We start from the raw sequence: 24,768 nt of genomic DNA, 5'->3' as shown, positions 1-24,768 counted from the left end.
TGTTTGCTCTAGTCGTTCCTAGCAGTATGGGCAGCTAAATAGCCCCAGAGATAAGCGGTCGGAGAAATGGACTGCATCACCGTAAATTCTGTCGCCATCGGAAACAGAAAAATATCAAAATACGATTCAGTGGCGGGCCAGTCCATCGGGGCAGGGAACAGAACATCTTTGAATAGGTCGATCGTCCAGGTCTTACTATAAAACACTGGGTCATACGGACCGTATACGGTAATGCCAGGCGGCGGTTCAATGCCCCGCACGCGCTGGTCAATGAGCAACGGATTGCGCGGAGTGCGGTATCCGACTCCTGTCGTGTAGGACATGTTATCGGGATTTGCGCCCAGTGAAAACTGAGTTGCGAGCACGCTCGATCGTAGATATTTCGGATTTTGACTTAAGTAATGAGCGCGAACCAAAGACACTGCTTTCGGCGCACCAAGACCATTTCCCCACCCGATCGGATGCATCGGCATTTCTTTTGACCATTTGAAAGCAGTTTGCTCGCCCACGGCTAATGCAGTATCCGCATCCCGCACTAGGGCATTATTCGCATTTTTCTGAACGGTTGCATCGACTAATTCTCTCGGCATTCGCGCATACAAGAATGCCGCATCGCGCTGATCATGTTCATCCCAGACGATCACATCCTGGGCGGGATCTTTGAAGACGGTCGTTTGTAGAAAGATCTGATGCCAGGAGCCACTGCCTGTTAGTTGATAAAGTTCTAGCGCGGCTAAGTTACGACTGTCACGAACGGGTTTCGGCATTGAAGTTCCACTTGAAACCCGTTCTGCATATGCCATCGCTCGCAGGGCACTCTCTTGATAAGTTTTTGCGAGTTGGGCATCTCTAGACTTGAGCCAGTGCGCGGCTCGCGCGGCAACGCCTGCATAGAGGTAGCTTGACCAGGCATCCGGAGCATAGGCATAAATTTTGTAAGACTCTTGCCAGCTTCCTTCCCCTAAACGCGGATCGCGCTGGGATTGGATGCCGCCGCGAATTCCACCGTCAGGCGTTTGGAGGCGGCGGAAGAAGTCGATCGTCCAAAGGGCTTCATTGACCACATCGGGTAAGCGGTCTTTGGATTCTGGGATGTTCAGAGAGACGCGATCGAAGTAGTTCGGAAAGAGTTCTGCCAATTCAAGCATGTGCCGCGAGACTTCGACATGTTGAATCCGGCGATCCCAATCGCCCGCATCAAAATAGCCGCCCCAAGCATCCGGGACAGTTTGCTTCGTTTCACCTGCCGCGAGTGCTTTGGGATATTCTGCAGTGCCGATGCCTTGATCAACTTGAGAAATTGGCGTTTTGGATTGATACACAACCGTGCCGTCTTGCGGATGGAACGCCCGCGGGCGCGTCCATTGGGTATAGGGTGCTGTTAAGGCAATGCCGCTGCGTTGATGATAAAGTCCACGAGCTGAGATGGAGAAGGCGTTTTTCCAAACATCGGGTCGAATCTCAAAAGAACCAGAACACCCGATCGCTTCGACGCAAACTCGATATTTCCCAGGAGTTTGCAGAGCGGTGAAATCCATCATGTACACGTTGGTATTCGTGTAATTGCGCGATCGCGGATCTTCATTTTCTTGACTCGTGCGCGAGAGTTGAGTCTTCCCGGTAAAGGCTTTGCGATTCGTCTGCTCGTCAATCACAGCAAAGGGCAGACCTGCACCATATTCCAGTCGTCCCCCGTTTCCGAGCCAAGTTGAGAGAAACGCAACCTTGGCGGTTTCTTTCGGAGTGAATCCGATGTGTGAAACATGCACCGCTTCACTTCGCGTCCGATTTGGCTCAAATTTAAACGAGACAGTTTCAACACTGCTGCCTGGAAAGTTGATCTGATAAGTCTTTCCAGCTTTCAGCGCGCTCGGAAGTTTCAGATACATCGTATGCAGCATCGGAAATTCAAATTTCCATTGACCGACGCGTGCCATGTCGGTGGGTTTAGATTTGCGATAGACCGCGGTTGGATTAAGATTTGCCGAATAGGTGGAGTCTTCTTGGGAAGTAATCCGGTAGCTGGTCATGCGATCCGCCCATTGGGAATCAAACGGAGACGGGACAAATTGATCAAATGGATATAAGATGTTGCGCTGTTTGCCCACTAAAGACCCGATCGCTTTACCGTTGCGAATCACCCAATCTTCGTCCACCGGACGAGGTTGCTCAATGCGATCGCCCGCTTGGGGTTTGTAGGGAGTCTGTTGAGCGTGAATGATCTTTCCGGTTTCAATCCGAATTGCCAAAAGGTCAGGCTTGACTAAGTAAGCCTGATTCACTTTAATCTGAGGGCGGTTGCCTGCATCGACACCCGAAACATTACAGCCGGTCAACGCTAGACCTAACCCTAGTGGAATCAAGGATTGAAGCTTCATAAAATTACGCTTTCCGCAAATCTCCCTATCTATTCTGCAATCCAATCTCACCCAGAACCGTAAGTTTATGGAAACCTTGCGGAATTTGATCAAGTGTTTAAAGAAACAATTTTCTCTCGCCCGATTTAAGCAATTTTCACTAGGCAGGACACTAGAATTTAATTGGATTTCAGGAGAATAAGCAGACGCTTCACAATTGTGTTGTTTCTATGAAGCTCTCCCGCACAAAGGTTCAGTAGTTATACTTATTGACTGTTGCAGACCATAGAATTGCAGGGCAATTTAGCCAAAAGTCCGGGTTCACCCACCTTTTGACATAATTTGTTCACAATTTGTTCACAAATGCAATTCGCTACTTGACCCAATTCTTGACTTTATTGTAGGCAGGGGATTTTTACGCTATGGATACTAGTTTGTTACTCGTCGTTCCCGTTCCGTTCCGAGTCGTGGACGGACGCTATGGGTTGGATGAGCAAACTTGTGACGGCTTGATTCGGTGGGTTGAGCATTTTGGTCGCGTTGTGATGGCAGCGCCAGTTTTGCCAGAGGCAGAAGCACAGGAACTTTCTAAAACCGAAACTTGGAGAGCGATCGAGGATTTGCCTTGTGCCGACCAGATTGAATTAGTGCCTTTACCATTTGCCTATAAACCAATTATTTACGTGCGTCAGTATCGGAAGATCCGTAATCTCCTACGAGAAAAGATTCAAGAATGCCAACTGCTCTGCTTTGCGCCTGCGGTTTGGATTGGAGATTGGGCAACGGTCGCCTGCCAGGAGGCAGTTCGGCTCAATCGGTCTTATGCTGTGTGGGCAGATCGGGTCGAGTATGAAGTGACCCGACGACTGCTGAAAGAAGAAACGCTGAAGATCAGAGTCAAGGAAACGCTAACCTTGCCGTTGACACAGAAATATGTGCAGCAGGCAATTCGACAGGCGGAGATTGGATTGTTTCAAGGGCAAGATTGTTTTACCGCGTATTCTCCTTTAAATCCGAATTCCTATTGCGTCTATGACATTCACACGCAGAAATCCGATCAGATTAGCGCAGCACAATTAGCAGAAAAGCTCGATCGACTCAAGCGTAATCAACCGCTGAAAATTTGCTATGTCGGTCGTGCGGTCGAGATGAAAGGGGCATTTGATTGGGTGACGATCATTCACCAGTTGCATCAGCGGGGGCTGCAGCTTGAAGCAACTTGGCTTGGTGATGGGCATCTGCTCGATCAGATGAAGCAAATGGCGATCGAGTTAGGCATCGCCGATCTGATCACGTTTGGTGGATTTGTCAGCGATCGCGCTCAGATGTTAGAAACCATGCATCAGAATGATGTGTTTATGTTCTGCCACAAAACGCCGGAATCGCCGCGCTGTCTGGTAGAAGCGTTAGTTTCTGGCTTGCCGATTGTTGGGTATGACAGTCCTTATCCACGCGGCTTGGTCGCTCAATACGGCGGCGGGATTTTCACCCCATTGAATAATCCAACCGCCTTAGCTGATCAGATTGTGGCATTGGATCGCGATCGCGAAAAGCTCTGTGAGCTTGTTCAGCAAGCGGCGAAATCTGGAACCCTTTACGATGAGGCAACGGTTTTTGAGCATCGCAGTAATTTGATCAAGCAGTATGTGGTTCCGGGCAGTTTAGCAACGAAGCGAGAGGTTGCAACTGTGGGTTGAATCTTTCCGCAATCGTAAAGCGGCGATCTCATTCCCGCCACAGTACAATAAAGCGAACTTCATCGCTTGGCATTCATGAAGGAAGATTTCTTAAGTCGAGAACAGGAATTTCACGATCAGTGGGCAAGTACGATCGATGTCGATGGCATTCGAGTTTCGGACTATTTCGAGGCATGTACGGCTCCTGAAAATCGCTTTATTCTCAGAAAACTTGGGGATGTGCGTGGGAAATTGCTGCTCGATCTCGGCTGTGGAGCGGGTGAGAATAGCGTGTATTTTGCCAAACTGGGAGCGCGGTGTGTTGCCGCAGATTATTCGCCGGGAATGGTGGATGTAGCGCTGCAATTGGCTGAGAAAAATGGCGTGAAAATTGAAGGGCGCGTCGTGAATGCAATGGCGATCGATTTTCCTGACAATACCTTCGATATTGTTTATGCCTCGAATCTCTTACATCACATTCCTGATCCGAAAATCACTCTGCGAGAAATGCATCGAATTCTCAAACCTGGTGGCAAGGCTTGTTTTTGGGATCCGTTGCGGCATAATCCGGTGATTAATGTCTACCGTCTCATGGCGACAGAAGTGCGGACAGAGGATGAAACTCCTTTGGATATTGGCATTGTCAACTTTATTCGATCGATTTATGCCAAAACCGATTTCGATACCTTTTGGATTGCAACGCTCTGGATTTTCTTGCAGTTCTATCTGATCGAGCGAGTGAATCCCAATCAAGAACGGTATTGGAAGAAAATTATTCTCGAACAAGCTCGATTAGAGAAAACCTACTTGCGATTGGAAAAATTAGACAAGATTCTGAAAAAATTGCCGTTGATGAAGCGGATGGCTTGGAATTTAGCAGTGGTGGCAACGAAGTAATATAAAATCGACGATCAGTTTGCGGGGGAACTTATGCGGATTGGTCGATCGATATTAACCTACGGATTATTAAGCGCGATCGCAGTTCTGATGCTGATTCCGCTCGTTTGGCTCATCAGCACAGCGTTCAAGTCTCCGACTGAAGATATTTTTCAATTTCCGCCGCGCTTTATTCCGGTCAAACCGACGCTTGAGAATTTCGTTACCGTTTGGAATAGTAATCCATTCGGACGATATCTGTTCAATAGCACGTTGGTTTCTGTGTTGACGGTTGGATTGAATTTACTATTCTGCTCATTGGCAGCTTATCCATTAGCACGATTGAATTTTGCTGGACGAGAAGTGATTTTCAGCGCGATCGTCGCAACGATTCTGATTCCATTTCAGATTGTGATGATTCCGCTGTATGTTTTAGCCGTCAATTTAGAGCTGAGAAATACTTATCTCGGCATTATTTTTCCGGCGATCGCGTCTGCATTCGGAATTTTTCTATTACGTCAAGCTTTTCAAGGTGTGCCAAAAGAACTCGAAGAAGCCGCGCGAATGGATGGCTGCTCAGAATTAGGAATTTGGTGGCATGTGATGATTCCCTCGATTCGTCCGGCTTTAGTCACGTTGGCGATTTTTGTCTTTATCGGATCGTGGAGTGATTTCTTGTGGCCGCTGTTGATCCTCGATCGACCTGAATTTTTCACGCTGCCACTGGGAGTCTCAAATCTTGCGGGAACGTTCACACTCGACTGGCGCTTAATTGCCGCAGGATCCGTCATCTCGATTTTGCCGATTCTGATTTTCTTCTTGGTGATGCAGCGCTATATCGTTCCGACGGAAGCCGGAAGCGGGGTGAAAGGATAGTTCTAATTAAAACAGTTTGATGTAAAATAGTAACTGAACCCTGATAAAGCATTGCTGTGAACGTTGAGCTTGATTCTAAAACCGCTGCAAAACAGCCCTTCTACCCTACTGTGCGCGAACTCGCAACCACTTACCAGACCTTCTGTGCCTACGACGAAGCCCATATCCGAGAAACAGGACTGACCCCACCTCAGTTCGATGTGATTTGCACGCTCGGCAATACATCCGGCATGTTCATGAATCAGTTAGCTGAGAAAACTTTAGTCACAAAAGGCACCTTAACCGGAATCGTCGATCGCTTAGAACAAAAAGGACTGGTTCGGCGAGAAGTTCCACCGGAAAATCGGCGCTGTTTTTTGATTGTGCTAACTCCAGAAGGCGAGCAATTATTTGAGCAGATTTTTCCGCAACATACGCTTTATCTAAAAGAACGATTCGATCGCTTAAGTCCGACCGAATTGAAAGAGATTCAAGCAGCGCTCAGTCGTCTGAAGTCAATTTTTCAGTGATTGCTGAGGTGAGCGTTCATTCATACGATCGCAGTTTCTCAAACTCATACGCGCCCATTAATGCCCCCCAAATCGCCTGTTGCGTTTCGGGATTAATGCCCTTGTCGTAGCTCAAAAAGCGATCGCGCATTGCTTCAAAGCCCAAAGAAACTTGAATCACAGTTCCCTGGAGTGAGAACTTGCAGCAGGTTTCAGGAGGTGCAGATGCAATAAACCGCCCTGCCGACTCACTTACCTGCAAAACGCACCCTGGAAGTCGTTCGATATCCGATTCGCTTAAGCCTTCGAGAAGTTCCGGGCGTTGTCCGGCTCCTCGCACTAAATTTGGATCTTTAAATTGATAGTACTGAACCGTGATTACACCTGCGGTTTCCTGCAATCTCAACAATCGCTGTCGATAAGGCTGATCCAACTTCAAAACGTTCGATTGTTCTGCAAAAATCGTGAAGCTATCTTCGGTAAAAAGCTTGACCGGACGCTGCCACAGTCGCAGATGCACAAACCAGATTGGACTTTCAATCGCCTGAGCACGATTGTCAAATTCTCCTGCAAGGTACTCTGCCAGCGTTGAAAGCACGTTAATTTCCTGGTTTCTCTCTCGATCGATTTCGCTACGATAAATACGATCGCTTAGCACAGTTATTATGCCAAACTATCCCGGAATTTCGAGTGAAGCCTTTCGTCATCCGCTCGATCGCCAAGCTGAAGATGCCTTGAGACGTGTCCCCGGTTTCGATCTCGTCGCTCGTAAATTTGTTGAATTTATCTATGAACGTCCTCGCTACATCTATTTGATGGGAAATTCGATTCAAGTCGGAGCGAGACAATTCTCTTCGGTCTACCAAATCTTTCGCGAATGCTTGCAAAGTTTAGACATTTCACCAGAACCCGCTTTGTTCGTCTCGCAATCGCCCGTCGTCAACGCCTATGCCTTGGGACAAGAACGCCCTTGTGTCGTGTTGAATTCTGAATTGCTGGATTTATTGAGTGAGACAGAATTGCGATCGGTGATTGCTCACGAATTAGGTCACTTAAAATGCGGGCACACCACCCTGATGCAAATGGCAACCTGGGCATATTTTGCGATCGCGGGTCTGTCTGAATTGACCTTTGGACTGAGCAGCCTGATTAGCACAGGCTTACTGATGGCATTTTATGAATGGTTGAGAAAAGCAGAACTTTCTGCCGATCGTGCGTCTCTTCTCGTCATGGACGATTTGAACCTGACTCTCACAGGCATGATGCGTCTAGCAGGCGGATCTAAAAAATATGCTCACGAAATGAACCTCGATGAATTGATCAAACAGAGCGATCGCTATCAAGCCTTAGACGAGGATCAACTGAACCAATTCTATAAATTTTCGCTCTATAACGATTTGTCAAGCGGCGTATTTCAATCACATCCATTCACGATCGAGCGAATTCGCTTTTTGCAAGAATGGTCAACTTCTTCCGAATTCCAAAATATCCGGCAAGGCAATTATGTCCGAGTGGGCGCAGAAGGTTCCGTAGACACAGAACCCCGAACCGAAGAAGCCGACCGCCTAAAACGCGAAATCGAAGAATTACAGAAAGAAATCGAGCGCTTGAAACGACCAGACTAAAAAATTCTCTCCCCATCCCCTATCTCCCCACTCCCCACTCCCCAATTTTCCTTAAATCTTCCCTATCGTCTACTCTCGAAGCCCCCACCCCTTATAAACTAATCATCAGAGCTACAAATTGAGGGCTACGGGTATGACTGCTTCTGCACTTTGGCAACGCTATCAAGACTGGCTGTATTATCATGAGGGGTTAGACTTCTATCTCGATATCAGCCGAATGCGGTTTGACGATCGCTTTGTAGAAACGATGCTGCCAAAATTCGAGCACGCTTTTGCTCAGATGAAAGACCTCGAAGCAGGCGCGATCGCGAATCCAGACGAAAATCGTATGGTCGGACATTACTGGCTGAGAAATTCCGACCTTGCCCCGAATGCGGATCTGAAAAAAGATATCGTCGAAACGATTCAGCAAATCGAATCGTTCACGCACGATGTTCATTCTGGTGCAATCCATCCCCCGAGTGCCACCAAATTTACCGATGTCTTATCGATCGGGATTGGGGGATCAGCGCTCGGTCCTCAATTTGTAGCCGAAGCCTTGAGTGCGGATGCGCCTGCAATGGCAATCCATTTTATCGATAACACTGATCCCGCCGGAATCGATCGCGTCTTAGCCAAATTGGGCGATCGCTTAAGCACGACTCTGGTCGTTGTGATTTCTAAATCCGGTGGCACTCCAGAGCCTCGGAACGGCATGCTAGAAGTTCAGAACGCCTTCCGAGAAAAAGGGTTGGATTTCAGCAAGCAAGCGATCGCAATTACCGGAACAGGCAGCAATCTCGACCAATTAGCAAAATCCGAAGGCTGGATCACTACCTTCCCGATGCACGATTGGGTGGGCGGTCGAACATCAGAACTCTCAGCCGTTGGGCTGGTTCCAGCCGCTCTGCAAGGCATCAACATTCACGAAATGCTAGAAGGCGCGAAAGAAATGGATATCGCCACGCGCATTCCTGATCTCAAATCCAATCCAGCGGCACTGCTCGCGCTTTGCTGGTACTTTTCCGGCGATGGCAAAGGCAAAAAAGATATGGTGGTCTTGCCGTACAAAGACAGCTTGCTCTTGTTCAGCCGCTATCTTCAGCAGCTAGTCATGGAATCCTTGGGCAAAGAAAAGGATCTCGATGGCAATGTGGTGCATCAAGGCATCGCAGTCTATGGCAACAAAGGCACAACCGATCAGCACGCTTATGTTCAACAACTGCGGGAGGGTGTGCCGAATTTCTTTCTCACCTTTATTGAAGTTTTGAAAGATCGATCGAGTTCTTCGATCGAAGTTGAACCCGGTGTTACTTCGGGCGATTATCTTTCTGGATTGCTCCAAGGAACTCGTAAAGCTTTGTATGAAAATGAACGGGATTCCATCACTTTAACGATTCCAGAAGTGACCCCGCGAATGGTTGGAGCTTTGATTGCGTTATACGATCGGGCTGTGGGTCTATACGGATTTTTAGTCAATATCAATTCGTACCATCAACCGGGTGTAGAAGCAGGTAAGAAAGCTGCTGCGGTTGTTTTGGATGTTCAAAGCAAGGTGATGGAAGCCCTCAAAAAAGAGAACACACCAATTCCACTTGCAACTTTGGCACTCAATGCAGGTGTGCCAGATGATGTTGAATCCGTCTACAAAATTGTGCGGCATTTAGCGGCGAACAATCGTGGCATCACTCTTCATGGTGATCCTGCGAAACCGGGAAGCCTAACGGTCAGCGCCACCTAACACTTCTTCAAGAATAGTTTGATGCAAGAAAGCTCGATCGACTAAGGAATGAATTTGATTCTCTGAGAGTGAGTCGCCATTGGCATAAAGCTCGATCCATAGGTGACTCAACTCATTTGGATCTGTTGGCAAACCTGCGATCGCACATCCTGCCATCTCTAGATCGCTCATGAGTTGAGTCACTTTCGGGTCGTAGCTTAGTCCAAAACAGCGACAGCCTTCTGACGCTGCCATGATCAAGGCATGTAGTCGCATCGCGATCGTCATTTCCACGCCTCGAAACACGCCTTTTAATTCTTGCGGGTGTTTGATCTGCAAAATATGACTAACTTCGGGAAGTGCTTCATGCAGCGATTGAGCGAGGGCAAAATCTTGGCTCGCTTGAAACGGCAGAAGTAATAGACACGTCTGCGTCGCTTTTTGAAAATCAATCAATGCACGGGTGAAAACTGCAATTCGCTCTGGCGTGAGATGTTTGTGCGATCGCAAATTCACTGCTACTCGCGGCGCAGATAAATTCCATAAGCCCTCAACTGGAGTCGATTCCATTGCCCAAACGGGATCAGGCGCAAGAGTGAAAGGAATTTGCCACTGATTCAATAAAGCAGCCGAAGCCTGATCTCGAACGCTGACTTTTGTGCAACGTTGAAACGTCGATTTTGTAAAACCTTTGACCCACGATCGCTGAAGCGGCCCAATTCCCTGTGCCCAAGCGATCGTTTTCAACCCCATGAACTGCGCTAAGCGCATCAAACCACCGTAATAGATGGGATTCATTGCACTGGTGGAATCCTGCATCAAACTGCCGCCGCCCCAGATAAAGGCTTGCGATCGTCGTAATGCGCTGAAGACCTCTGGAAAAGATTTGCGATGACAGCTTTCGACACCGTAGCGATCGCCCGTCTGAGCCGGATCGCCGGAAAGCACGATCGGCTCAACCTGTTTCGGGAGAAGTTGCAGAAGCGAAGCGAGCAAGGCTTCATCTCCAGCGTTTCCCATGCCATAGTAGCCGCATAAAACAACACGCATATTCGGAGCCTAAGAGCTTCTAGAATTAGACAGGATCACTTTACGACTTTTATGACGGCTCTCTCAATTCCCACCTAGATTATTTGGATGATTCATCTCTCAAGCCCAATCAAGTCGTTTTCTGCACCATCAAAAAGTCGTTGCGCTCATGGAAATGATGCAGCGAAGCAATCGACCTGTTCATTCCTGGGTTAGCGATCGTCGGAATCGCTATGATGATGCAATATTCCAAATCATCAGCACGTTGGGGAATTGACGATGGTGCAGATTTCTGACAAAGCGCTAACGTTAGCAGAGTTTTTGCGGCTTCCAGAAACCAAGCCTGCCACCGAATATCTTCAAGGTCAATTGGTGCAAAAGCCCATACCACAAGGAAGGCACAGCAAACTACAAGGGAAACTCGTGACAGAGATCAACTCCATTGCTGAATCAGACCAGATGGCATTAGCACTTCCAGAACTGCGTTGCACCTTTGGAGACCGCTCAATCGTGCCTGATATTGCAGTCTTTACTTGGAATCGAATTCCTTTAGATGAGGAGGGAGATATTGCGAACACGTTCAATGCTGCTCCTGATTGGACGATCGAGATTCTTTCTCCCGACCAAAATCAATCGAAGGTAACCGCAAACATCTTGCACTGTCTGAAGTTTGGCTGCCAAATGGGTTGGCTCATTGATCCCAAATTGAAATCAGTTTTTGCCTATCCATCCGATCAACAACCCGACTTTCTTCAGGAACCAGAACATTTGCTACCCGTTCCTGCTTTTATGTCAAACTTGCAGCTAACTGTCGGCGATTTGTTTAGCTGGCTGAAACTCGCAATTTCTTAAATTAGCGAGGCTCGAAACCTCTAGAATTGAACGAGTGTCTCTCACTCTACTATGACGGCTCTCTCAATTCCCACTTGGATTATTCACGTTTCCAGCGTGATCGAATGGATTGCAGCGATTTGGCTGATTTGGCGATATGCCGAAGTAAGTGGCGATTTGGTTTGGCGATCGCTCTCTTTTGGAATGTTGCCTGCACTCGTCAGCGCAATGTGCGCTTGTACCTGGCATTTCTTTGACAATCCACCTGCGCTCGATTGGCTCGTTACCCTTCAAGCAGCGATGACCGTCGTTGGAAACTGTACCTGTTGTGCAGCGGGCTGGTGGATTTGGCGCTCTACTCAAAATTCGGAATCATGATTTCTAAAGAAACGCTTTTTGCAATGTCGCTGTTTCCCTACTTGGGGTTTTTGTGGTTTTTAACGCGATCGGGTAAAACGCCTCGACTCGCCCTGATTGGCTTTTACATGACACTTGTATTTGTTGCGATCACAATTCCAGCGGGAATTTATGCCAAGATTCATTACGGCAAGCAGCTTGCAGATGTAGATTGGCTACATGGCAGTGCAGAGTCTTTTCTCACGTTGTCAAACATTTTAGTGGTTTTGGGATTTCGCCAAGCTTTGATTGCGAAAAAGCCACCCGTTCAAGAAGAGTCGAATTAAAACCAGTTCGTAGGCATGAGGTTCTGACTTCGCTCAACCTACGAAAGCTACTGAAGCCGAACATTCTTTACTGAAGCGAGTGTGGAACGAAGTCGCAACGCATTCTCTCGATTGATCCATCTCTTCCCTTATGCCAAACTTTGCCCTTGCAATTCATACCAGTAGTCCTGATTTAGGACTCGCGATCGCTTCTCTCTCAGGTGAATCTCGATTGTCGGTTCAACCCCTAGGACGCGACCTATCAAGTCTATTACACACCCATCTAGTCGAATTTCTCGCCCCTCAAACCTGGCAAGATTTAGCCTTTATTGCCGTGGCGATCGGGCCGGGAGGCTTTACGGGAACTCGAATCGGTGTAGTGCTAGCTCGCACTTTAGCCCAACAGTTAGAAATTCCTCTGTTCGGGGTTTCGAGTTTGGCAGCCGTTGCATCAGGTCACACAGGCACGATCGCGCTACAGATGCCTGCTCAGCGAGGTGAACTCCACACAGCAATCTACCGAAATGGCGAAGCAATTCAATCGGATGCCGTGATGACAACTGAGCAATGGAGAGATGCTTTGGATCAGCATTCCATCGATCGCCGAATTGAGGTCGGTTCAGAACAAGGGCAGTATGTTGAGGGAATCTTAGCGATCGCGCTGCAACAGTGGCAAAAAGGGGAGCGCCCCCATTGGTCAGAAGCGCTCCCCCACTACGGTCAACATCCAGTTGCAATCAAAGCAAATTAGTTCGAGCGATCGAGACTCTCTTGCAATGCATCGCCACTGCGCTCTGCCGTATCCGGATACACTTGCCCGAAATCTTTCACGGCTTCCTTCGTTTCCTCAGCAATCCGCTTCACCCGTTGTCCAAGATTACCCTCAGTTTCACGAGCTTCGCGATTCCATTCACCCGTCGTTTTAGGACGATCGCTGTTATTGCTATCCAAGTCGCGATTGATCTTCTGCATCATTTGCTTTGCGCCTGGTTGAGCCTCAGCACTCGATGCCCCTTTCCCTTCATAGATCGTTCTTTGCTTAGCACTGGGGCTATCCGGCGCACCCGGAGAATAGGATGGATCGGCTGCATGAGCTGCCTGCATCGGTGCAATCACAGCAATTCCTACAATAAAAATCACCAATACAATTCGGCGAATTTCGCGCACAACTCGGTTTAATGTATTCATCAGTCATATCCTCAACATTGACGACGTATGAATCCTAGAAGGAATGAATTCCCTCGATCGTCAATCCCAAGAAAGGTTCACCATAAACCGTTGGAAAGAGATCAATGCAGCTTCAAGCAAATCTGATTACCCCTGAAAGCTTCCGCCCCTTTGGACAAGTGATTCAAGCCTCTGTCGATGGCAAAACTTTCGATCGAGAAGATGCCCAACTTCACCTGCAAAATGGCATCCCCCGGTTCTACATTATGCGATTGCAGCATCGGGGGAGAACGTTTCATAAAATCACCCGTCATCAGCAATGCACGCAGTGTCTCGGCGCTTTAGAAGGCAGAGAATGGCTAATCGCCGTCGCACCTCCATCTGAAGCCGCTGCACCCGCGATCGCAGATCTGACTGCCTTCCGAATTCCCGGCAATTGCTTCATCAAGCTCGATCTCGGAACCTGGCATGCCGGACCTTACTTCGATAGCGATGTCGTTGACTTTTACAATCTCGAACTTAGCGACACCAATCTCGTCGATCACGACACCTGCGATTTGAAATCGACCTATGGAACTGAATTTGAGATTATTTGAGCCGAATTCCGGTCGTTTCAACCCCGATCGCGCCCTCGGCTCGCAGAGCAATCCAGACCAATCTCGCCAGCATGTGATCGTCTGCCACACTCCCGAGCAGAACCACAATCTTGCCGCGTTGCGTGACTCTGACACCTTCTAGCTCCTCAGAAGAAAATTCAGCTTGAAAAGCCTGTAAAACTCGTTTTGCTAAACCACTGTGGTCATATTCGCCAGTCAAACCGACTCGCTCAGGTGGAATTTTACTTAAAAGGGAGGATGTCATAGTTTCACAAAAAAATTGGGAATCACACGATTCGGACAAGGTGTCGATCGACAAAAATGATTGAACTTGCGCCCTGATCTTAGTCATCTCAGTCTGGTAGTAGGGGAGAGCCAGTGTTTTCACACTTGACAACATTAAAGGTTTCACAAAGTTTTTAGACAATCTACCTTCAGGTAGAGGTTTTTCTACTGAAATAATAATTAAAAATGCCTGAAATTGAGCCAATTTCAGATTCAGATGGCGATTTCTCTACACAATTGACTAAATCGCCAATAGATGAAATTTATCTGTCCGTATTTCTTCGGAGCTATCCAATTCAAGATTCGTGAAGCTGAAATGAGCATGGACGCGACCCCCGAACACTTCGGAACATCCTGATCTTGCGATCGATCCTCCTTTCAGCCTATGAAAATTTCACCGTACAACTTGTCGCATGTAATCGCCCCAGAGTTTTGCCGCTAAGCCACTATTTCCGTCAGTCGGCTTATTATCGTCGTTTCCGAGCCAAACCCCCGTGACAATCTTCTGACTGGGGACATAGCCAATAAACCAGAGATCTTTGTTGTCGTTGGTGGTTCCCGTTTTGCCCACTTCGCCAAGCCCGATCGCCGCACTGCGCCCCGTGCCTGATTGCACAACCCCGCGCAGCAATGTTGTCATCGTATTGGCGACTTCAGGCTGGATCACTTGTGCATTATTCTCACTATCTTGATCCGCCTGATAAATCACTCGACACGTCGAGATATCTTGACGATTTTGACAATCCCCACTATCGATAATGCGTTTAATCGTATGCGGACGATTCCGAACGCCTTCGTTTGCCAAGACTCCAAACGCGCTGGTCATTTCCAAAGGAGTCGTTTCACTCTGTCCTAAGACTAAACCCGGAACGGCTTTCAAGGTGGATTGCACCCCCATGCGCTGTGCCATCTGCACCACTTTATCTAAGCCCACATCTTGAGCCACTCGCAGCGCAACAACATTCAACGATTGAGCCATACCCGTATAGAAATCCCCACCGCCTGAACATCCCGCAAAAGTCTGTCCTCCCCAGTTTAGAGGCGCACAAGAGTAGGTGGTTCCGGGAGAAATCCCTTGTTCTAGGGCAGCGGCGTAAGCAAAAATTTTGAAGGTTGATCCGGGTTGACGTAGGGCTTGAGTCACGCGGTTAAATTGACTTTCTTGATAATCCACACCGCCGACCAGTGCCAGGACTGCTCCGGTTTTCGCATCGATCGTCACCACTGCGCCTTGAGAATATCCAGCACTCGCTCCGTTCGTTTCAACGCTATTTTTTAGACTGCGCTCAGCAGCGGCTTGCATTTTACGATCGAGTCCGGTTTCAACAATGAAATTCCCCTCTCTTGCCAATCTCCCGCCGAGCAAAGAATCCAGTTCATCAAACACTGCACTGTAGAAATAAGGCGCAATTGATCCCTGCAATTCTTGCCGTGCTTTTGGACTAATTTCGATCCGCGATCGACGAGCACGATCGGCTTCTTCTTGAGACACCATGCCTTGTTGTGCCATCCGTTCCAACACGCGATCGCGATATTCAACTGCCGCTTTGTAGTTGGTCACTGGGTTAAAACTGTTCGGCGCAGGCAAAATTCCCACCAGTGTGGCGGCTTCGGATAACGTTAAATCTTTAGACGCTTTACCAAAGTAGAACTGAGCCGCATCTTCAAATCCGTAAATCCCGCTGCCCAGATAAACTCGGTTCAAATACATTCTGAGCAGAAAGTTTTTGCTATAAACGGTTTCGAGTTTGAGTGAGACGATCGCTTCTCGAATCTTCCGAGCCGCCGAATCTTGCCGTCCTACGTAATCTGGGAAAACACTTCTCGCAAGTTGCTGAGTGATCGTACTTCCGCCTTCTCGAATCTCGCCGCCTCGAACGTTCGTAACGACTGCTCGAAGTGTCCCGATCGGATCGACCCCAAAATGCCAGTAATAGCGAGAATCTTCAGATGCCATAACGGCTCTCGGCAAGTAGGGCGAAAACTCCGAGAGATTTTGAATTTCAATATGTCGATCGGTTCTTGGTGTCCGCAAAGGTTGACCATCTCGTGAATTCACCACGACTGGTCCTTGAACCGATTCGGGCAACGGATAGACAGAAAATCTTTGCCACTCAAAGGCGATCGCTAACGTTGCGATCGCGCTCAGCCCACTCACCCCAAATAGTCCATATCGAACGGCTTTCAGATACCAGGGTAAGGGGTCTTTATATTGCACTCGAACGGCTGCCTCAAGTTCAGGCGGCCCAAGCGTAATAATGTCTCCGTTGTAAAGAATCGTCGATTTTAGCTTGCGTTTGCCGCGATACATGCCATTCGTTGACCCTTCATCGCGAATCACAAATCTCGATCGTGTAGGCAATCCTAAAAATTTCCGTTTGCGATCGCGCTTAATCACCGCATGAACTTGGCTGACCACGGGATTGCGCACCACAATATCGCAAGACTTAGAACTGCGCCCCACCGTATAGCGATCGCCCAAAAGCGGAAAAACTTGTGCTTTTGGAGCGTCAGCATCTTGAATCAACAGCTCTGGCACTCGCGCATTTGGCTTCAACTTCAGCTTAGAAAAGTCGATCCGCGTGAAGGTGGTCTTCACAGCTTGAGTGAGCGTGCCGAGGACGGTTTGGGAACGGCGAGGGGGCAGAGGCGGTTGAGTCATGCGGGGCGGGATCGGTAAGAACTGACAATATTCTAGTCAAAGTAGGGAGTGGGGAGTGGGGAGTGGGGGAAAACTGCCTCCCACTTTTCCAGATCTCTTCCTCTATTTCCCACTTAACTACTTATTGAAGGGATCGTGTTCCGCTAACATTCGTTCTAATTTCGCTTCATCGACTCGTGAAATGATTCGTTTCGCTTCGTGCATATCGCGAGTCGTCTTTGCCACGCTAAAGGTAGATGCCACTGTGAAAATCGTTCCCATGCCGATGTAACCTTTCACCCAGCCATCAACCGGGAGATAACAAATCCCGATCGTCGTCGCCGATAGTGAAATCACAAACGATGCCCAAGACTGAAAAATCCAAGCGCTGCTGTGAGCTTGAGTGGAACTATCATACTTTTGCATGGTGACCTCTAAATTCAAGAACGGTTTTGATGTCTCTAACGGTAGTGTTTAATTCGGATACGTAGGATAAAAAATAGGACACTCTCTAATTCGTCCTGTTTCGCCTTAAGAAGTCCGTAGAAGATGAAAGAAGCGACTCGAATCATCAAGACATTGTGACGAAATAGTAAAATATCCCAATTTCAGTTACAATTTGTCACAAATTTACGAACGGGCTAATTACACTTGAGTAGAGATCGGGCATTTTTGAACGAGGAGCGAGGGACAGCGATCGATGAGTTAGACACACGTTTTTATTACGGATTTTTGGCTCTTCGGATTGTTTCTGCCGTTCAGAGTGCGCTTTACGTAACTGCCTTCCCACATCAGCATTGTTGACAACCTATGGAACCTGTGACAACACCGCCCAAGCATCGTGTGGTTATTATCGGGGGTGGATTTGGGGGCTTATATGCCGCTCAAAGCCTCAACCGCGCCGATGTTGAAGTAACGCTCATTGATAAACGCAATTTTCATCTGTTCCAACCGCTCCTCTATCAAGTTGCGACTGGGACACTTTCGCCAGCGGACATTTCTTCACCGCTGCGCTCTGTGCTCAGCCGTCAGAAAAATGCTCGCGTTTTGATGGAAGAAGCGATCGATATTGATCCTGAGAATCATCAAGTTGTGACTCGACGTGGCACGATTCCTTACGACAGCTTAATCGTGGCAACGGGTGCAAGCCATCACTACTTTGGCAATGACCAATGGAAAGACGATGCACCGGGTTTGAAGACGGTCGAAGATGCAGTCGAAATGCGTCGCCGGATTTTCTCGGCATTTGAAGCGGCCGAGAAAGAGACTGATCCCAAAAAGCGCCGATCGCTGCTGACCTTTATGGTCGTGGGTGCGGGTCCAACCGGAGTTGAGATTGCAGGCGCGATCGCAGAACTTGCAAAAGAAACGCTGAAGAATGATTTTCGGAGCATCGATACGACAGAAGCTCAAATTCTGCTCGTTGAAGGCTTGGATCGAGTTTTGCCTCCGTATCCGGCTGATTTGTCGGTCAAAGCGGCTGAATCCCTTGAAAAACTAGGGGTAACGGTGCGGACGAAGACCAAGGTGATCAACATCGATGGCGAAACCGTGACGTTGGAATACAACGACGAGCGGGAAGTAATTTCTGCCAAGACGATCATTTGGGCGGCTGGGGTGAAAGCCTCAGGCGTAGGTCGAGTGATTTCTGATCGGACTGGGGCATCACTCGATCGCGCTGGTCGGGTGATGGTTGAGCCGGATATGAGTGTTCCGAATCATCCAAATATCTTCGTGATTGGCGATTTAGCACACTGGGCAGATTCAGAAAGCAAACCGTTGCCTGGGATTGCCCCCGTCGCAATGCAGGCAGGAAAATTTGTTGCGAAATTGATCAAGGCGCGAGTCGAAAACAAAGCACTACCCGTGTTTAAATACCAAGACTTGGGCAGCCTTGCAGTCATTGCACAAAATAAAGCCGTTGCGAATGTCGGCGGATTCCACCTGTCGGGATTCATCGCCTGGTTTATTTGGATTGTGGCACACGTTTACTTCCTGATCGAGTTTGATAATAAGCTCGTCGTGATGATTCAGTGGGCGTGGAACTATATCACTCGGGCACGCGGAGCGCGGATTATTACAGGAGGGGTTCCAGCACCTATAGAAGCTCCACCTGCAAGACCCAGACAAGAAACCCCGGTCGAGGTGTAACCCGATCGATTGATAATAAACAGGCACAGGGTTAAAACCGAGTGCCTGTTTTTTTGTGTTTGTTCAGATGTCCCAACTCCAAAGGCTAGTGATTGTTGAATCTCAGGTCAAAGGTTCAATCGTTGCTTTATCTTCAGAACAGCAGCATTATCTTCAACGCGTGTTGAGATTGAAAAATGGCGATCGCTTTATTGCACTCGATGGCAAAGGTCAAACTTGGGCTGCCATTCTAGAATCAGATCAAGCCACATTGATTGAATCAATCCACGCATCATCAGAGCTAACAGTCTCGGTCACATTAATGTTAGCTCTGCCGAAAACCGGATTTGATGACGTAGTTCGGCAAGTGACTGAGCTAGGCGTAAGCTGTATTGTGCCCGTGATCAGCGATCGCACGTTACTCAATCCCAGTGGCAATAAACTCGATCGCTGGCGGCGCATTGCTCAAGAAGCTGCTGAACAATCCGAGCGGCAAATTGTGCCCACGATTTTAGAACCGTTGCCCTTCAAAACCGCATTAGATCTGCCAGCCGATTCAAAATTTCTCTGTGCCGAGCGAGGCTCATCTCAGCATTTACTCAATTGTGAGTTGGGCAAATCGGTCATGATCGCGATCGGCTGTGAAGGAGGTTGGACAGCGCAAGAAATTGAACTGGCGATCGCACACCACTATCAGCCTGTCACATTAGGAAAACGCATTTTAAGAGCAGTCACGGCTCCGGTCACAGCCCTTTCTCTGATTGCCGGAATGGTAGAAAGCCGCGCTGCGAGTGAAGACTAGAAGAGCAGATTTTCGCATTAATGTATGTCGCTGGATCAAATTGCTGCGGCGTTCGATCGTCGAGATTACAATCTTGCCGCTCGTTTGCTAAAAGAATTCCTCAAAGAATCACCTCAAAACCCTTGGGGGCATATCTACAAAGCGCGTTTGTACGAAGTGTCAGAACATTTTGAAAATGCAACAGCAATCTACCAGCAACTGTTGAAAAGTGTCACACATCCGAAAATTGTGTCTCACGCGCGGCAAGGACTGCAACGCATTGAAGCGCGATTACAAGTCAAACGTCAACAAGCGATCGCGGCCGCCAAATCTGATCCTCAAAATACAGAACCGGGCTTATTGATTCTTGAAGCGATCGCGCCGGAAATTCGTGCTCAAGCGGCAAAAGCTCTGGCTCAAATCATGAATTTGGATGTGTACACGGCTCGATTGCACCTACCAAATCGCGGTTGGAAGATTTATCGCTTAGGTGCGATCGGAGAAATGAATCTCTACACCGAACAACTCAGAACCGCGAATATTCCGGCATTCTGCGTAACTGAGGTCGATTTACAACAGGTTTCAGTCTTTGAAGTGCAGTATTTTGAAGACTATGCGCCTCAAGCGATCGTCGTTTGTCAAGATCAGCAAGGACAACTAGGCTCACTGAGCTTTGATTGGTCAGAAGTCAGTCAGCGAGTGGAGGGACAGTTACCCATCCTAGAAAATGTAACCGATGTCATTCTTGGTAGAGAAGTCAAACGACGGAGTAAAGCAGAAACGTTGGACTATCTGCAAGTGTATGATCTGCATCTACCAAAGCGTCGTTGTATTCTGCGCATGTGTGATTGGCGCTATCAGTTTGATCAAGGGATCGAATTTGGCGCGATGGGAGATGCCACGATCGAACTTGATCAAGCGATGAATCGCCAGCACTGGAATAGCTTGAAAAACTTCCTAAATGAGCAGCTTCTCAAACAGCCGTTATGGGCAGATTTTAGTAGCTTTGGAGAAACCGCGATCGAGTTTCCAATGTTGCTCGAAAGGTTGCCTGCTCATGTGCAAGAGTACGATCACGCCCTTTGGAGTTCCGCCTTTCATCTCTATAGCAGTCTCGCTTTTAACCGTAATGCTCACCGATAGAGTGTGTGACAAAACTAAAAGCTAAGATAATGATGAACCATTGCGGCGCTTCCCATAAAGTTAGATCGTATTACCAGTAATCCAAAGCGGATGAATGGACAACCCTGCATTCGTAATCTCCGCCTTACTGTTCGTCGGGTCATTGAGCTACTGGCAATTTATCTCGATCGAGAAGCACTCAACATTAACCATTAACACCTACTGTCTAACTCTCTATAACAAAGACTAGGATTACGTTATGGAAAAACGTAATGAGGGAATTTTGAGGAAATCATGCAGAAACTGCGATTATGAATTCCCAATCCAACCTGACAGCACTTGCCCAACAAGGTGATACAACTACGGCAATTGCAACTCTGATCAATCAGCATCTTCACCCACAACAGATTGAAGCAAAGACCGCATTGAAAGATCGTTGTTTAAAGATTGTCCTTGAAGGCGCACAGACTCCTGATCAGAAGACATCAGTAGAGTTCATTCGTCAAGAGATTGCAAAATTGCAGAATTCTGAGATTGCGATCGTCAAAGTTTCTGGCAAGCAAGCAGACGAAGAATTTCCTGACTGGCAGGAAGAATTTCAGATCGTTTCAAAACCAAGCACTTCAATGTTTGGATCAATGTTTGGCGCGATCGCAAGTGCAGCAAGCGCTGTCACTGAAACAGCGACCCAAGTCGGAGGAAGCGTAACTGGAGCAGTGGTTGGAACCGCAGGAGCAATTGGGAATGCAGCAACTCAAACCGGGCAAGCGATAGCAACTGGCGCAGTTGGGGCAGGTGGCGCGATCGCCAATACAGTCATGCAAGCTCCAGCAAGTGTGGGCTATCTCGTTGATGTCGTGAGTGATAGCCCTTTGCTGAAAGAAGCAACCAAAGTGTTAAAGATGGATTTGGTGCTGGCATCCATTAGCCAAGTCGATGTTGTCCGAGCAGAGGCGCACGTTGCACATCTCAAAGAGAAATATCCAAACGAAAAGCCTTACAACATTGCTCATCGAATCATAGTAGAGAAATCAATCTACGCTGGGGGCACAGGCTTAGCCAGTAGCTTAGTACCTGGAGCCGCAGCTGCGGTCTTTGTTGTCGATTTAGCAGCAACCATGGCTTTGCAAGCGGAGATGGTCTATCAGATAGCCTGTGCATATGGAATGGATCTGAAAGCATCGGAACGAAAAGGTGAAGTTGTAACGATTTTCGGGTTAGCACTTGGTGGACAACATGCGATTAAAGCTGGATTAGGTTTGCTGCGGAATGTACCCGTTGCGGGAGCAGCGATCGGAGCAAGCAGCAATGCCGTGATGCTTTATGCGTTAGGTCATGCAGCCTGTCAGTTTTATGAGGCAAAAATTAGTCAAACAGCCCTGCCACCAACATTAGAAGACTTTCAATCTACAGGTGAAGCATATCTAAAAGGCGCGATGGCTCAAGAAGTCATCATGGATCAGATTTTAGTCCATCTGATGGTTGCTGGGCAGCCGAACACAACCTGGCAGCAAATTTTTCCAGATCTGAAGCAAATGAATTTCAGCCCCGCTTCGTTAGAAGCGATCGCAGCCAATTTACACTCTCCACCTTCTCTAGAGACTTTGCTTGATCAAGTCAATCAGGATTTTGCTGTTTCTCTGCTCGCGCAATGTCAGAAAATTGCTCAGCTAGACGGTGTAGTCACGGCTGAAGAGGCAGAAATTATTGATCGAATCAATGAGAAATTCAAAGCTGAACTCTTCTAAATTTGCGAAGTATAAGTCTTGACTTCTTTGCTAAACGCCTCTACTCCCTGACGGTGATAGAGGCGTTCTCAGTTGTATATCTGCAAATAGCGATTCACTTAAAAAAAGCCTAATCTCTGAAGATTAGGCTTTGAGGCAAATTAGAACGGAGTATAGTTAACTGAGAAGTAGAGTCCTTTCTCTTGTAGCGATCGCTTATCGCCCCCAGAAGACGTAATTGGAATCCCCCAATCCAGTCGAACCGACATACGATCGCTCTGTCGCCAAATCAATCCTAGCCCTGCACCTAAGAGCGTATTGGATTCAGGATTTGCGCTGCCAATGTTCCAGCCTGTGCCTAAATCAATGAAAGGAGCCAGTTGGAAAGTTCCGAGATTACGCGATCGGGCAATCGGAAACCGAAACTCAGCCGACAACAATGCCCCACTATCCGTTAACAGTGCATCTTGACGGAAGCCGCGCACCGTCATTTGCCCACCCAAGCCAAACTGCTCCAGCGGCAGCATCGAATCGCCCGAAAGTTGCACATCACCCCGAACTAAGAACAAGGTTTCAGGTGCAACTTGTCTTAGCCATTGACCTTGCCCCCGCCACGAAAAGAAGCGACTATCAGGAGCGTTCTCGTTCACGGTCGCATTCAGCCAGTTGAGTCCTAAGCTAAACTGCGATCGCAACGCAAATACATGCTGCGTACTCCGCTGTGTATACTCCTGGAAAAATCGCAGTGCAGAAACTTTCGTGCGTCCCTCTGAGTCTGCACCCGGAGACAGTGGAAAGCCACCGATGCCATCTAACCCGAGTTCTGTTTGGCTTTCTTGACGAGAGAAAACCAGTCCGATCGCTAAATCTTTAGTAGGACGTTGAAGCAACGGTTGACGAAACCCAAATTCGTAATATCGCGATTTTGATTGAATATCAAGAACACTAAAAGGTTCTTCAATCACATTGTTACGACCGGAGCCATAGCTAAACCAGAGTGCCCCATTCCGGGCATTGACTGGGACTGTATAGTTTAAATCGATCGTATTACTGCCTCGCGTATTAGAGTAGCCAAACGTCAGCGCATCACCGAAACCTAGTAGATTACCTTCTCGCAGTTCTAACTTACGGCGGAAACTGCCAACACTAGGAGAGCGACCATTATCAAATGAAGTGCTAACGCTAAAACTATCTGCCTCTTGGACATCTACTTGCAGTAAGTTTGTGCCCGGGCGAACTCCCGATTGTAAATCCGCAGAAACGTTACTGATTCGTGGATCGAGACGAAGCTGCTGAAGATTTTCGAGCAAGCGAGCAACATTAAGCGGCGCACCTGCACCAAGCTGAATTCGCTTGCGAATGTAGTCTGCGTTTAATCGGTGGTTTCCATTGACTTTGACATCTTCGAGCGTCCCTTCCACAACTTGCACCTTGACAACCCCGTCTTCCATTGTTTGGGGTTCGATCAATGCGCCAGTGGTAGTGTATCCGCGATCCGTATAGAGCTTGGTGATGGCTGCTCGTGCTTGGAGCAGATCCGTAAAGGTAAGATCTCGCCCGACATAAGGAGCTGTTGCGGATTGGAAATCTTCGGGTTTGAAGATTGTGCTGCCTGTGATGTCAAAGCGATCGACTCGGAAAGTTGCAGTTGCAGTTTCGGTCGATTCTAGCTCTGGAAGCTTGGGTGCAGGAAGCACTTCAGGAGCCGACAATTCTGATGAGGAGGTAGTTGAAGATGTAGTTTCGGATTCAGTCGAAGATGTAGTTGAAGGTGCAGTCGAAGATTTGGATTCGGTCGAACCTTCAGCAGGAATCTCAGCTTTAAGCTTTTCAAGATTTCTAGGGCGGGATGCTACGTTACCAACGTAAACGGCAAGGCTATCCGGTACATTTGCCAGAGCAATATCTTGGAAGCTTAAACCTGCCAAAGTCAGTACGCCCAGAAAATTCAAAGAAGCAAGCGTCCAGGGGGATTGGGAAGACATAGTAGTAACCTAAAGATGATCGACGGCGAAGCTGTTACCGGGATAGAAGTAGTATTCCCAGGAATAAAAGTCGGAAATCAACTCAAGGCTTTTACGCTACGATCGATTCCACAAATCCTCATCGGCAGGGAGTCCATACCACTAGAAAACCTTCCTGAGTCGAACGGTGGAAGGTTTAACTGTGTAATATTTTGTAAGTTTTTTAGGAAATTTCG

At 48.0% G+C, this 24,768-nt stretch carries 24 protein-coding genes; 16 read left to right on the top strand and 8 right to left on the bottom strand.

Annotated elements, in window-relative coordinates:
• Positions 1–8: 8 nt before the first annotated feature.
• On the bottom strand, positions 9–2,378 hold the full coding sequence (locus tag ACMUEV_RS27545) for a glycoside hydrolase family 9 protein (RefSeq protein WP_190651474.1): 2,370 nt from the start codon (positions 2,376–2,378) through the stop codon (positions 9–11).
• Between the two features lie 401 nt (positions 2,379–2,779).
• Between ACMUEV_RS27545 and ACMUEV_RS27540 the strand changes: the two genes are divergently transcribed.
• The 4 genes from ACMUEV_RS27540 to ACMUEV_RS27525 all read left to right on the top strand — a co-directional run bounded on the left by ACMUEV_RS27540 (position 2,780) and on the right by ACMUEV_RS27525 (position 6,294).
• Positions 2,780–4,054, top strand: coding sequence for a glycosyltransferase (locus ACMUEV_RS27540; RefSeq protein WP_017285978.1), 1,275 nt, complete (start codon positions 2,780–2,782; stop codon positions 4,052–4,054).
• Between the two features lie 75 nt (positions 4,055–4,129).
• A complete protein-coding gene (locus ACMUEV_RS27535) occupies positions 4,130–4,930 on the top strand; it encodes a class I SAM-dependent methyltransferase (RefSeq protein ID WP_190651472.1) in 801 nt (266 codons plus the stop codon).
• Positions 4,931–4,963: 33 nt separating this feature from the next.
• Positions 4,964–5,785, top strand: coding sequence for a carbohydrate ABC transporter permease (locus ACMUEV_RS27530; protein ID WP_017285980.1), 822 nt, complete (start codon positions 4,964–4,966; stop codon positions 5,783–5,785).
• Positions 5,786–5,841: 56 nt separating this feature from the next.
• Positions 5,842–6,294: a MarR family winged helix-turn-helix transcriptional regulator gene (locus tag ACMUEV_RS27525; protein ID WP_190651470.1), complete on the top strand. Its 453-nt coding sequence runs from the start codon at positions 5,842–5,844 to the stop codon at positions 6,292–6,294.
• 16 nt (positions 6,295–6,310) lie between these two features.
• Here the strand turns inward: ACMUEV_RS27525 and ACMUEV_RS27520 are convergent, their stop codons facing one another.
• A complete protein-coding gene (locus ACMUEV_RS27520; RefSeq protein ID WP_190651469.1) occupies positions 6,311–6,931 on the bottom strand; it encodes a CpcT/CpeT family chromophore lyase in 621 nt (206 codons plus the stop codon).
• 7 nt (positions 6,932–6,938) lie between these two features.
• Here ACMUEV_RS27520 and ACMUEV_RS27515 point away from each other — a divergent pair, with 7 nt between their 5' ends.
• Together ACMUEV_RS27515 and ACMUEV_RS27510 are read left to right on the top strand one after the other, a co-directional pair.
• Entirely contained in the window at positions 6,939–7,898 is a 960-nt protein-coding gene (locus ACMUEV_RS27515; protein ID WP_190651467.1) for a M48 family metallopeptidase, read from the top strand.
• A 133-nt stretch (positions 7,899–8,031) separates the two neighbouring features.
• Positions 8,032–9,618, top strand: a complete 1,587-nt coding sequence (locus ACMUEV_RS27510) for a glucose-6-phosphate isomerase (RefSeq protein ID WP_190651465.1) — start codon at positions 8,032–8,034, stop codon at positions 9,616–9,618.
• On the opposite strand, the gene csaB is transcribed toward ACMUEV_RS27510, so the two are convergent.
• A complete protein-coding gene (gene csaB, locus ACMUEV_RS27505; RefSeq protein ID WP_190651463.1) occupies positions 9,598–10,647 on the bottom strand; it encodes a polysaccharide pyruvyl transferase CsaB in 1,050 nt (349 codons plus the stop codon). The genes ACMUEV_RS27510 and csaB overlap by 21 nt on opposite strands.
• 258 nt (positions 10,648–10,905) lie before the next feature.
• Between csaB and ACMUEV_RS27500 the strand changes: the two genes are divergently transcribed.
• From ACMUEV_RS27500 to tsaB, 4 genes are all read left to right on the top strand, one after another.
• Positions 10,906–11,478, top strand: a complete 573-nt coding sequence (locus ACMUEV_RS27500) for a Uma2 family endonuclease (protein WP_190651461.1) — start codon at positions 10,906–10,908, stop codon at positions 11,476–11,478.
• Positions 11,479–11,529: 51 nt separating this feature from the next.
• Complete coding sequence (locus ACMUEV_RS27495) at positions 11,530–11,835, top strand: DUF2499 domain-containing protein (protein ID WP_017285987.1); 306 nt, start codon at positions 11,530–11,532, stop codon at positions 11,833–11,835.
• Complete coding sequence (locus ACMUEV_RS27490; protein ID WP_017285988.1) at positions 11,832–12,140, top strand: DUF3593 domain-containing protein; 309 nt, start codon at positions 11,832–11,834, stop codon at positions 12,138–12,140. The genes ACMUEV_RS27495 and ACMUEV_RS27490 overlap by 4 nt, the downstream gene beginning before the upstream one ends.
• A 130-nt stretch (positions 12,141–12,270) precedes the next feature.
• Positions 12,271–12,870: a tRNA (adenosine(37)-N6)-threonylcarbamoyltransferase complex dimerization subunit type 1 TsaB gene (gene tsaB / locus ACMUEV_RS27485; protein WP_190651459.1), complete on the top strand. Its 600-nt coding sequence runs from the start codon at positions 12,271–12,273 to the stop codon at positions 12,868–12,870.
• Here tsaB and ACMUEV_RS27480 read toward each other — a convergent pair.
• Entirely contained in the window at positions 12,867–13,307 is a 441-nt protein-coding gene (locus ACMUEV_RS27480) for a hypothetical protein (protein WP_190651457.1), read from the bottom strand. The genes tsaB and ACMUEV_RS27480 overlap by 4 nt on opposite strands.
• A gap of 104 nt (positions 13,308–13,411) precedes the next feature.
• Between ACMUEV_RS27480 and ACMUEV_RS27475 the strand changes: the two genes are divergently transcribed.
• A complete protein-coding gene (locus tag ACMUEV_RS27475) occupies positions 13,412–13,882 on the top strand; it encodes an ureidoglycolate lyase (RefSeq protein ID WP_017285991.1) in 471 nt (156 codons plus the stop codon).
• Here the strand turns inward: ACMUEV_RS27475 and ACMUEV_RS27470 are convergent.
• The 3 genes from ACMUEV_RS27470 to ACMUEV_RS27460 all read right to left on the bottom strand — a co-directional run bounded on the left by ACMUEV_RS27470 (position 13,875) and on the right by ACMUEV_RS27460 (position 17,234).
• The gene (locus tag ACMUEV_RS27470) at positions 13,875–14,147 is read right to left on the bottom strand and encodes a hypothetical protein (protein ID WP_144056127.1); all 273 of its coding nucleotides are present in this window, start codon (positions 14,145–14,147) and stop codon (positions 13,875–13,877) included. The genes ACMUEV_RS27475 and ACMUEV_RS27470 overlap by 8 nt on opposite strands.
• Positions 14,148–14,561: 414 nt before the next feature.
• Positions 14,562–16,829 (bottom strand): PBP1A family penicillin-binding protein, encoded by a 2,268-nt coding sequence (locus ACMUEV_RS27465; protein ID WP_190651456.1) that lies wholly within the window; start codon positions 16,827–16,829, stop codon positions 14,562–14,564.
• A 117-nt stretch (positions 16,830–16,946) separates the two neighbouring features.
• Positions 16,947–17,234, bottom strand: coding sequence for a YiaA/YiaB family inner membrane protein (locus tag ACMUEV_RS27460; protein WP_017285994.1), 288 nt, complete (start codon positions 17,232–17,234; stop codon positions 16,947–16,949).
• A gap of 384 nt (positions 17,235–17,618) precedes the next feature.
• Here ACMUEV_RS27460 and ACMUEV_RS27455 point away from each other — a divergent pair, with 384 nt between their 5' ends.
• The 5 genes from ACMUEV_RS27455 (at position 17,619) to ACMUEV_RS27435 (ending at position 22,589) form a co-directional block, all read left to right on the top strand.
• On the top strand, positions 17,619–18,959 hold the full coding sequence (locus ACMUEV_RS27455) for an NAD(P)/FAD-dependent oxidoreductase (RefSeq protein ID WP_190651453.1): 1,341 nt from the start codon (positions 17,619–17,621) through the stop codon (positions 18,957–18,959).
• 67 nt (positions 18,960–19,026) lie between these two features.
• Complete coding sequence (locus ACMUEV_RS27450; RefSeq protein ID WP_190651451.1) at positions 19,027–19,740, top strand: 16S rRNA (uracil(1498)-N(3))-methyltransferase; 714 nt, start codon at positions 19,027–19,029, stop codon at positions 19,738–19,740.
• 24 nt (positions 19,741–19,764) lie between these two features.
• Positions 19,765–20,862, top strand: coding sequence for a tetratricopeptide repeat protein (locus ACMUEV_RS27445; protein ID WP_190651449.1), 1,098 nt, complete (start codon positions 19,765–19,767; stop codon positions 20,860–20,862).
• Between the two features lie 39 nt (positions 20,863–20,901).
• Positions 20,902–21,057 (top strand): DUF433 domain-containing protein, encoded by a 156-nt coding sequence (locus tag ACMUEV_RS27440; protein ID WP_394359053.1) that lies wholly within the window; start codon positions 20,902–20,904, stop codon positions 21,055–21,057.
• A gap of 95 nt (positions 21,058–21,152) precedes the next feature.
• A complete protein-coding gene (locus ACMUEV_RS27435) occupies positions 21,153–22,589 on the top strand; it encodes a hypothetical protein (protein ID WP_190651447.1) in 1,437 nt (478 codons plus the stop codon).
• A gap of 140 nt (positions 22,590–22,729) precedes the next feature.
• Here the strand turns inward: ACMUEV_RS27435 and ACMUEV_RS27430 are convergent, their stop codons facing one another.
• Positions 22,730–24,553, bottom strand: coding sequence for a ShlB/FhaC/HecB family hemolysin secretion/activation protein (locus ACMUEV_RS27430; RefSeq protein WP_017286001.1), 1,824 nt, complete (start codon positions 24,551–24,553; stop codon positions 22,730–22,732).
• Positions 24,554–24,768 lie beyond the last annotated feature (215 nt).

The sequence above is a fragment of the Leptolyngbya sp. FACHB-1624 genome, from assembly GCF_047649235.1.
Taxonomy (GTDB): domain Bacteria; phylum Cyanobacteriota; class Cyanobacteriia; order Leptolyngbyales; family Leptolyngbyaceae; genus Leptolyngbya; species Leptolyngbya boryana.
This window is presented reverse-complemented; position numbering and strand designations above follow the sequence as displayed.

Coding starts and splice junctions, on each gene's coding strand:
- ACMUEV_RS27545 (WP_190651474.1), bottom strand. CDS start 2,378: ATGAAGCTTCAATCCTTGATTCCACTAGGGTTAGGTCTAGCGTTGACC.
- ACMUEV_RS27540 (WP_017285978.1), top strand. CDS start 2,780: ATGGATACTAGTTTGTTACTCGTCGTTCCCGTTCCGTTCCGAGTCGTG.
- ACMUEV_RS27535 (WP_190651472.1), top strand. CDS start 4,130: ATGAAGGAAGATTTCTTAAGTCGAGAACAGGAATTTCACGATCAGTGG.
- ACMUEV_RS27530 (WP_017285980.1), top strand. CDS start 4,964: ATGCGGATTGGTCGATCGATATTAACCTACGGATTATTAAGCGCGATC.
- ACMUEV_RS27515 (WP_190651467.1), top strand. CDS start 6,939: ATGCCAAACTATCCCGGAATTTCGAGTGAAGCCTTTCGTCATCCGCTC.
- ACMUEV_RS27510 (WP_190651465.1), top strand. CDS start 8,032: ATGACTGCTTCTGCACTTTGGCAACGCTATCAAGACTGGCTGTATTAT.
- csaB (WP_190651463.1), bottom strand. CDS start 10,647: ATGCGTGTTGTTTTATGCGGCTACTATGGCATGGGAAACGCTGGAGAT.
- ACMUEV_RS27500 (WP_190651461.1), top strand. CDS start 10,906: ATGGTGCAGATTTCTGACAAAGCGCTAACGTTAGCAGAGTTTTTGCGG.
- ACMUEV_RS27495 (WP_017285987.1), top strand. CDS start 11,530: ATGACGGCTCTCTCAATTCCCACTTGGATTATTCACGTTTCCAGCGTG.
- ACMUEV_RS27490 (WP_017285988.1), top strand. CDS start 11,832: ATGATTTCTAAAGAAACGCTTTTTGCAATGTCGCTGTTTCCCTACTTG.
- tsaB (WP_190651459.1), top strand. CDS start 12,271: ATGCCAAACTTTGCCCTTGCAATTCATACCAGTAGTCCTGATTTAGGA.
- ACMUEV_RS27480 (WP_190651457.1), bottom strand. CDS start 13,307: ATGAATACATTAAACCGAGTTGTGCGCGAAATTCGCCGAATTGTATTG.
- ACMUEV_RS27475 (WP_017285991.1), top strand. CDS start 13,412: ATGCAGCTTCAAGCAAATCTGATTACCCCTGAAAGCTTCCGCCCCTTT.
- ACMUEV_RS27470 (WP_144056127.1), bottom strand. CDS start 14,147: ATGACATCCTCCCTTTTAAGTAAAATTCCACCTGAGCGAGTCGGTTTG.
- ACMUEV_RS27465 (WP_190651456.1), bottom strand. CDS start 16,829: ATGACTCAACCGCCTCTGCCCCCTCGCCGTTCCCAAACCGTCCTCGGC.
- ACMUEV_RS27460 (WP_017285994.1), bottom strand. CDS start 17,234: ATGCAAAAGTATGATAGTTCCACTCAAGCTCACAGCAGCGCTTGGATT.
- ACMUEV_RS27455 (WP_190651453.1), top strand. CDS start 17,619: ATGGAACCTGTGACAACACCGCCCAAGCATCGTGTGGTTATTATCGGG.
- ACMUEV_RS27450 (WP_190651451.1), top strand. CDS start 19,027: ATGTCCCAACTCCAAAGGCTAGTGATTGTTGAATCTCAGGTCAAAGGT.
- ACMUEV_RS27445 (WP_190651449.1), top strand. CDS start 19,765: ATGTCGCTGGATCAAATTGCTGCGGCGTTCGATCGTCGAGATTACAAT.
- ACMUEV_RS27435 (WP_190651447.1), top strand. CDS start 21,153: ATGAATTCCCAATCCAACCTGACAGCACTTGCCCAACAAGGTGATACA.
- ACMUEV_RS27430 (WP_017286001.1), bottom strand. CDS start 24,553: ATGTCTTCCCAATCCCCCTGGACGCTTGCTTCTTTGAATTTTCTGGGC.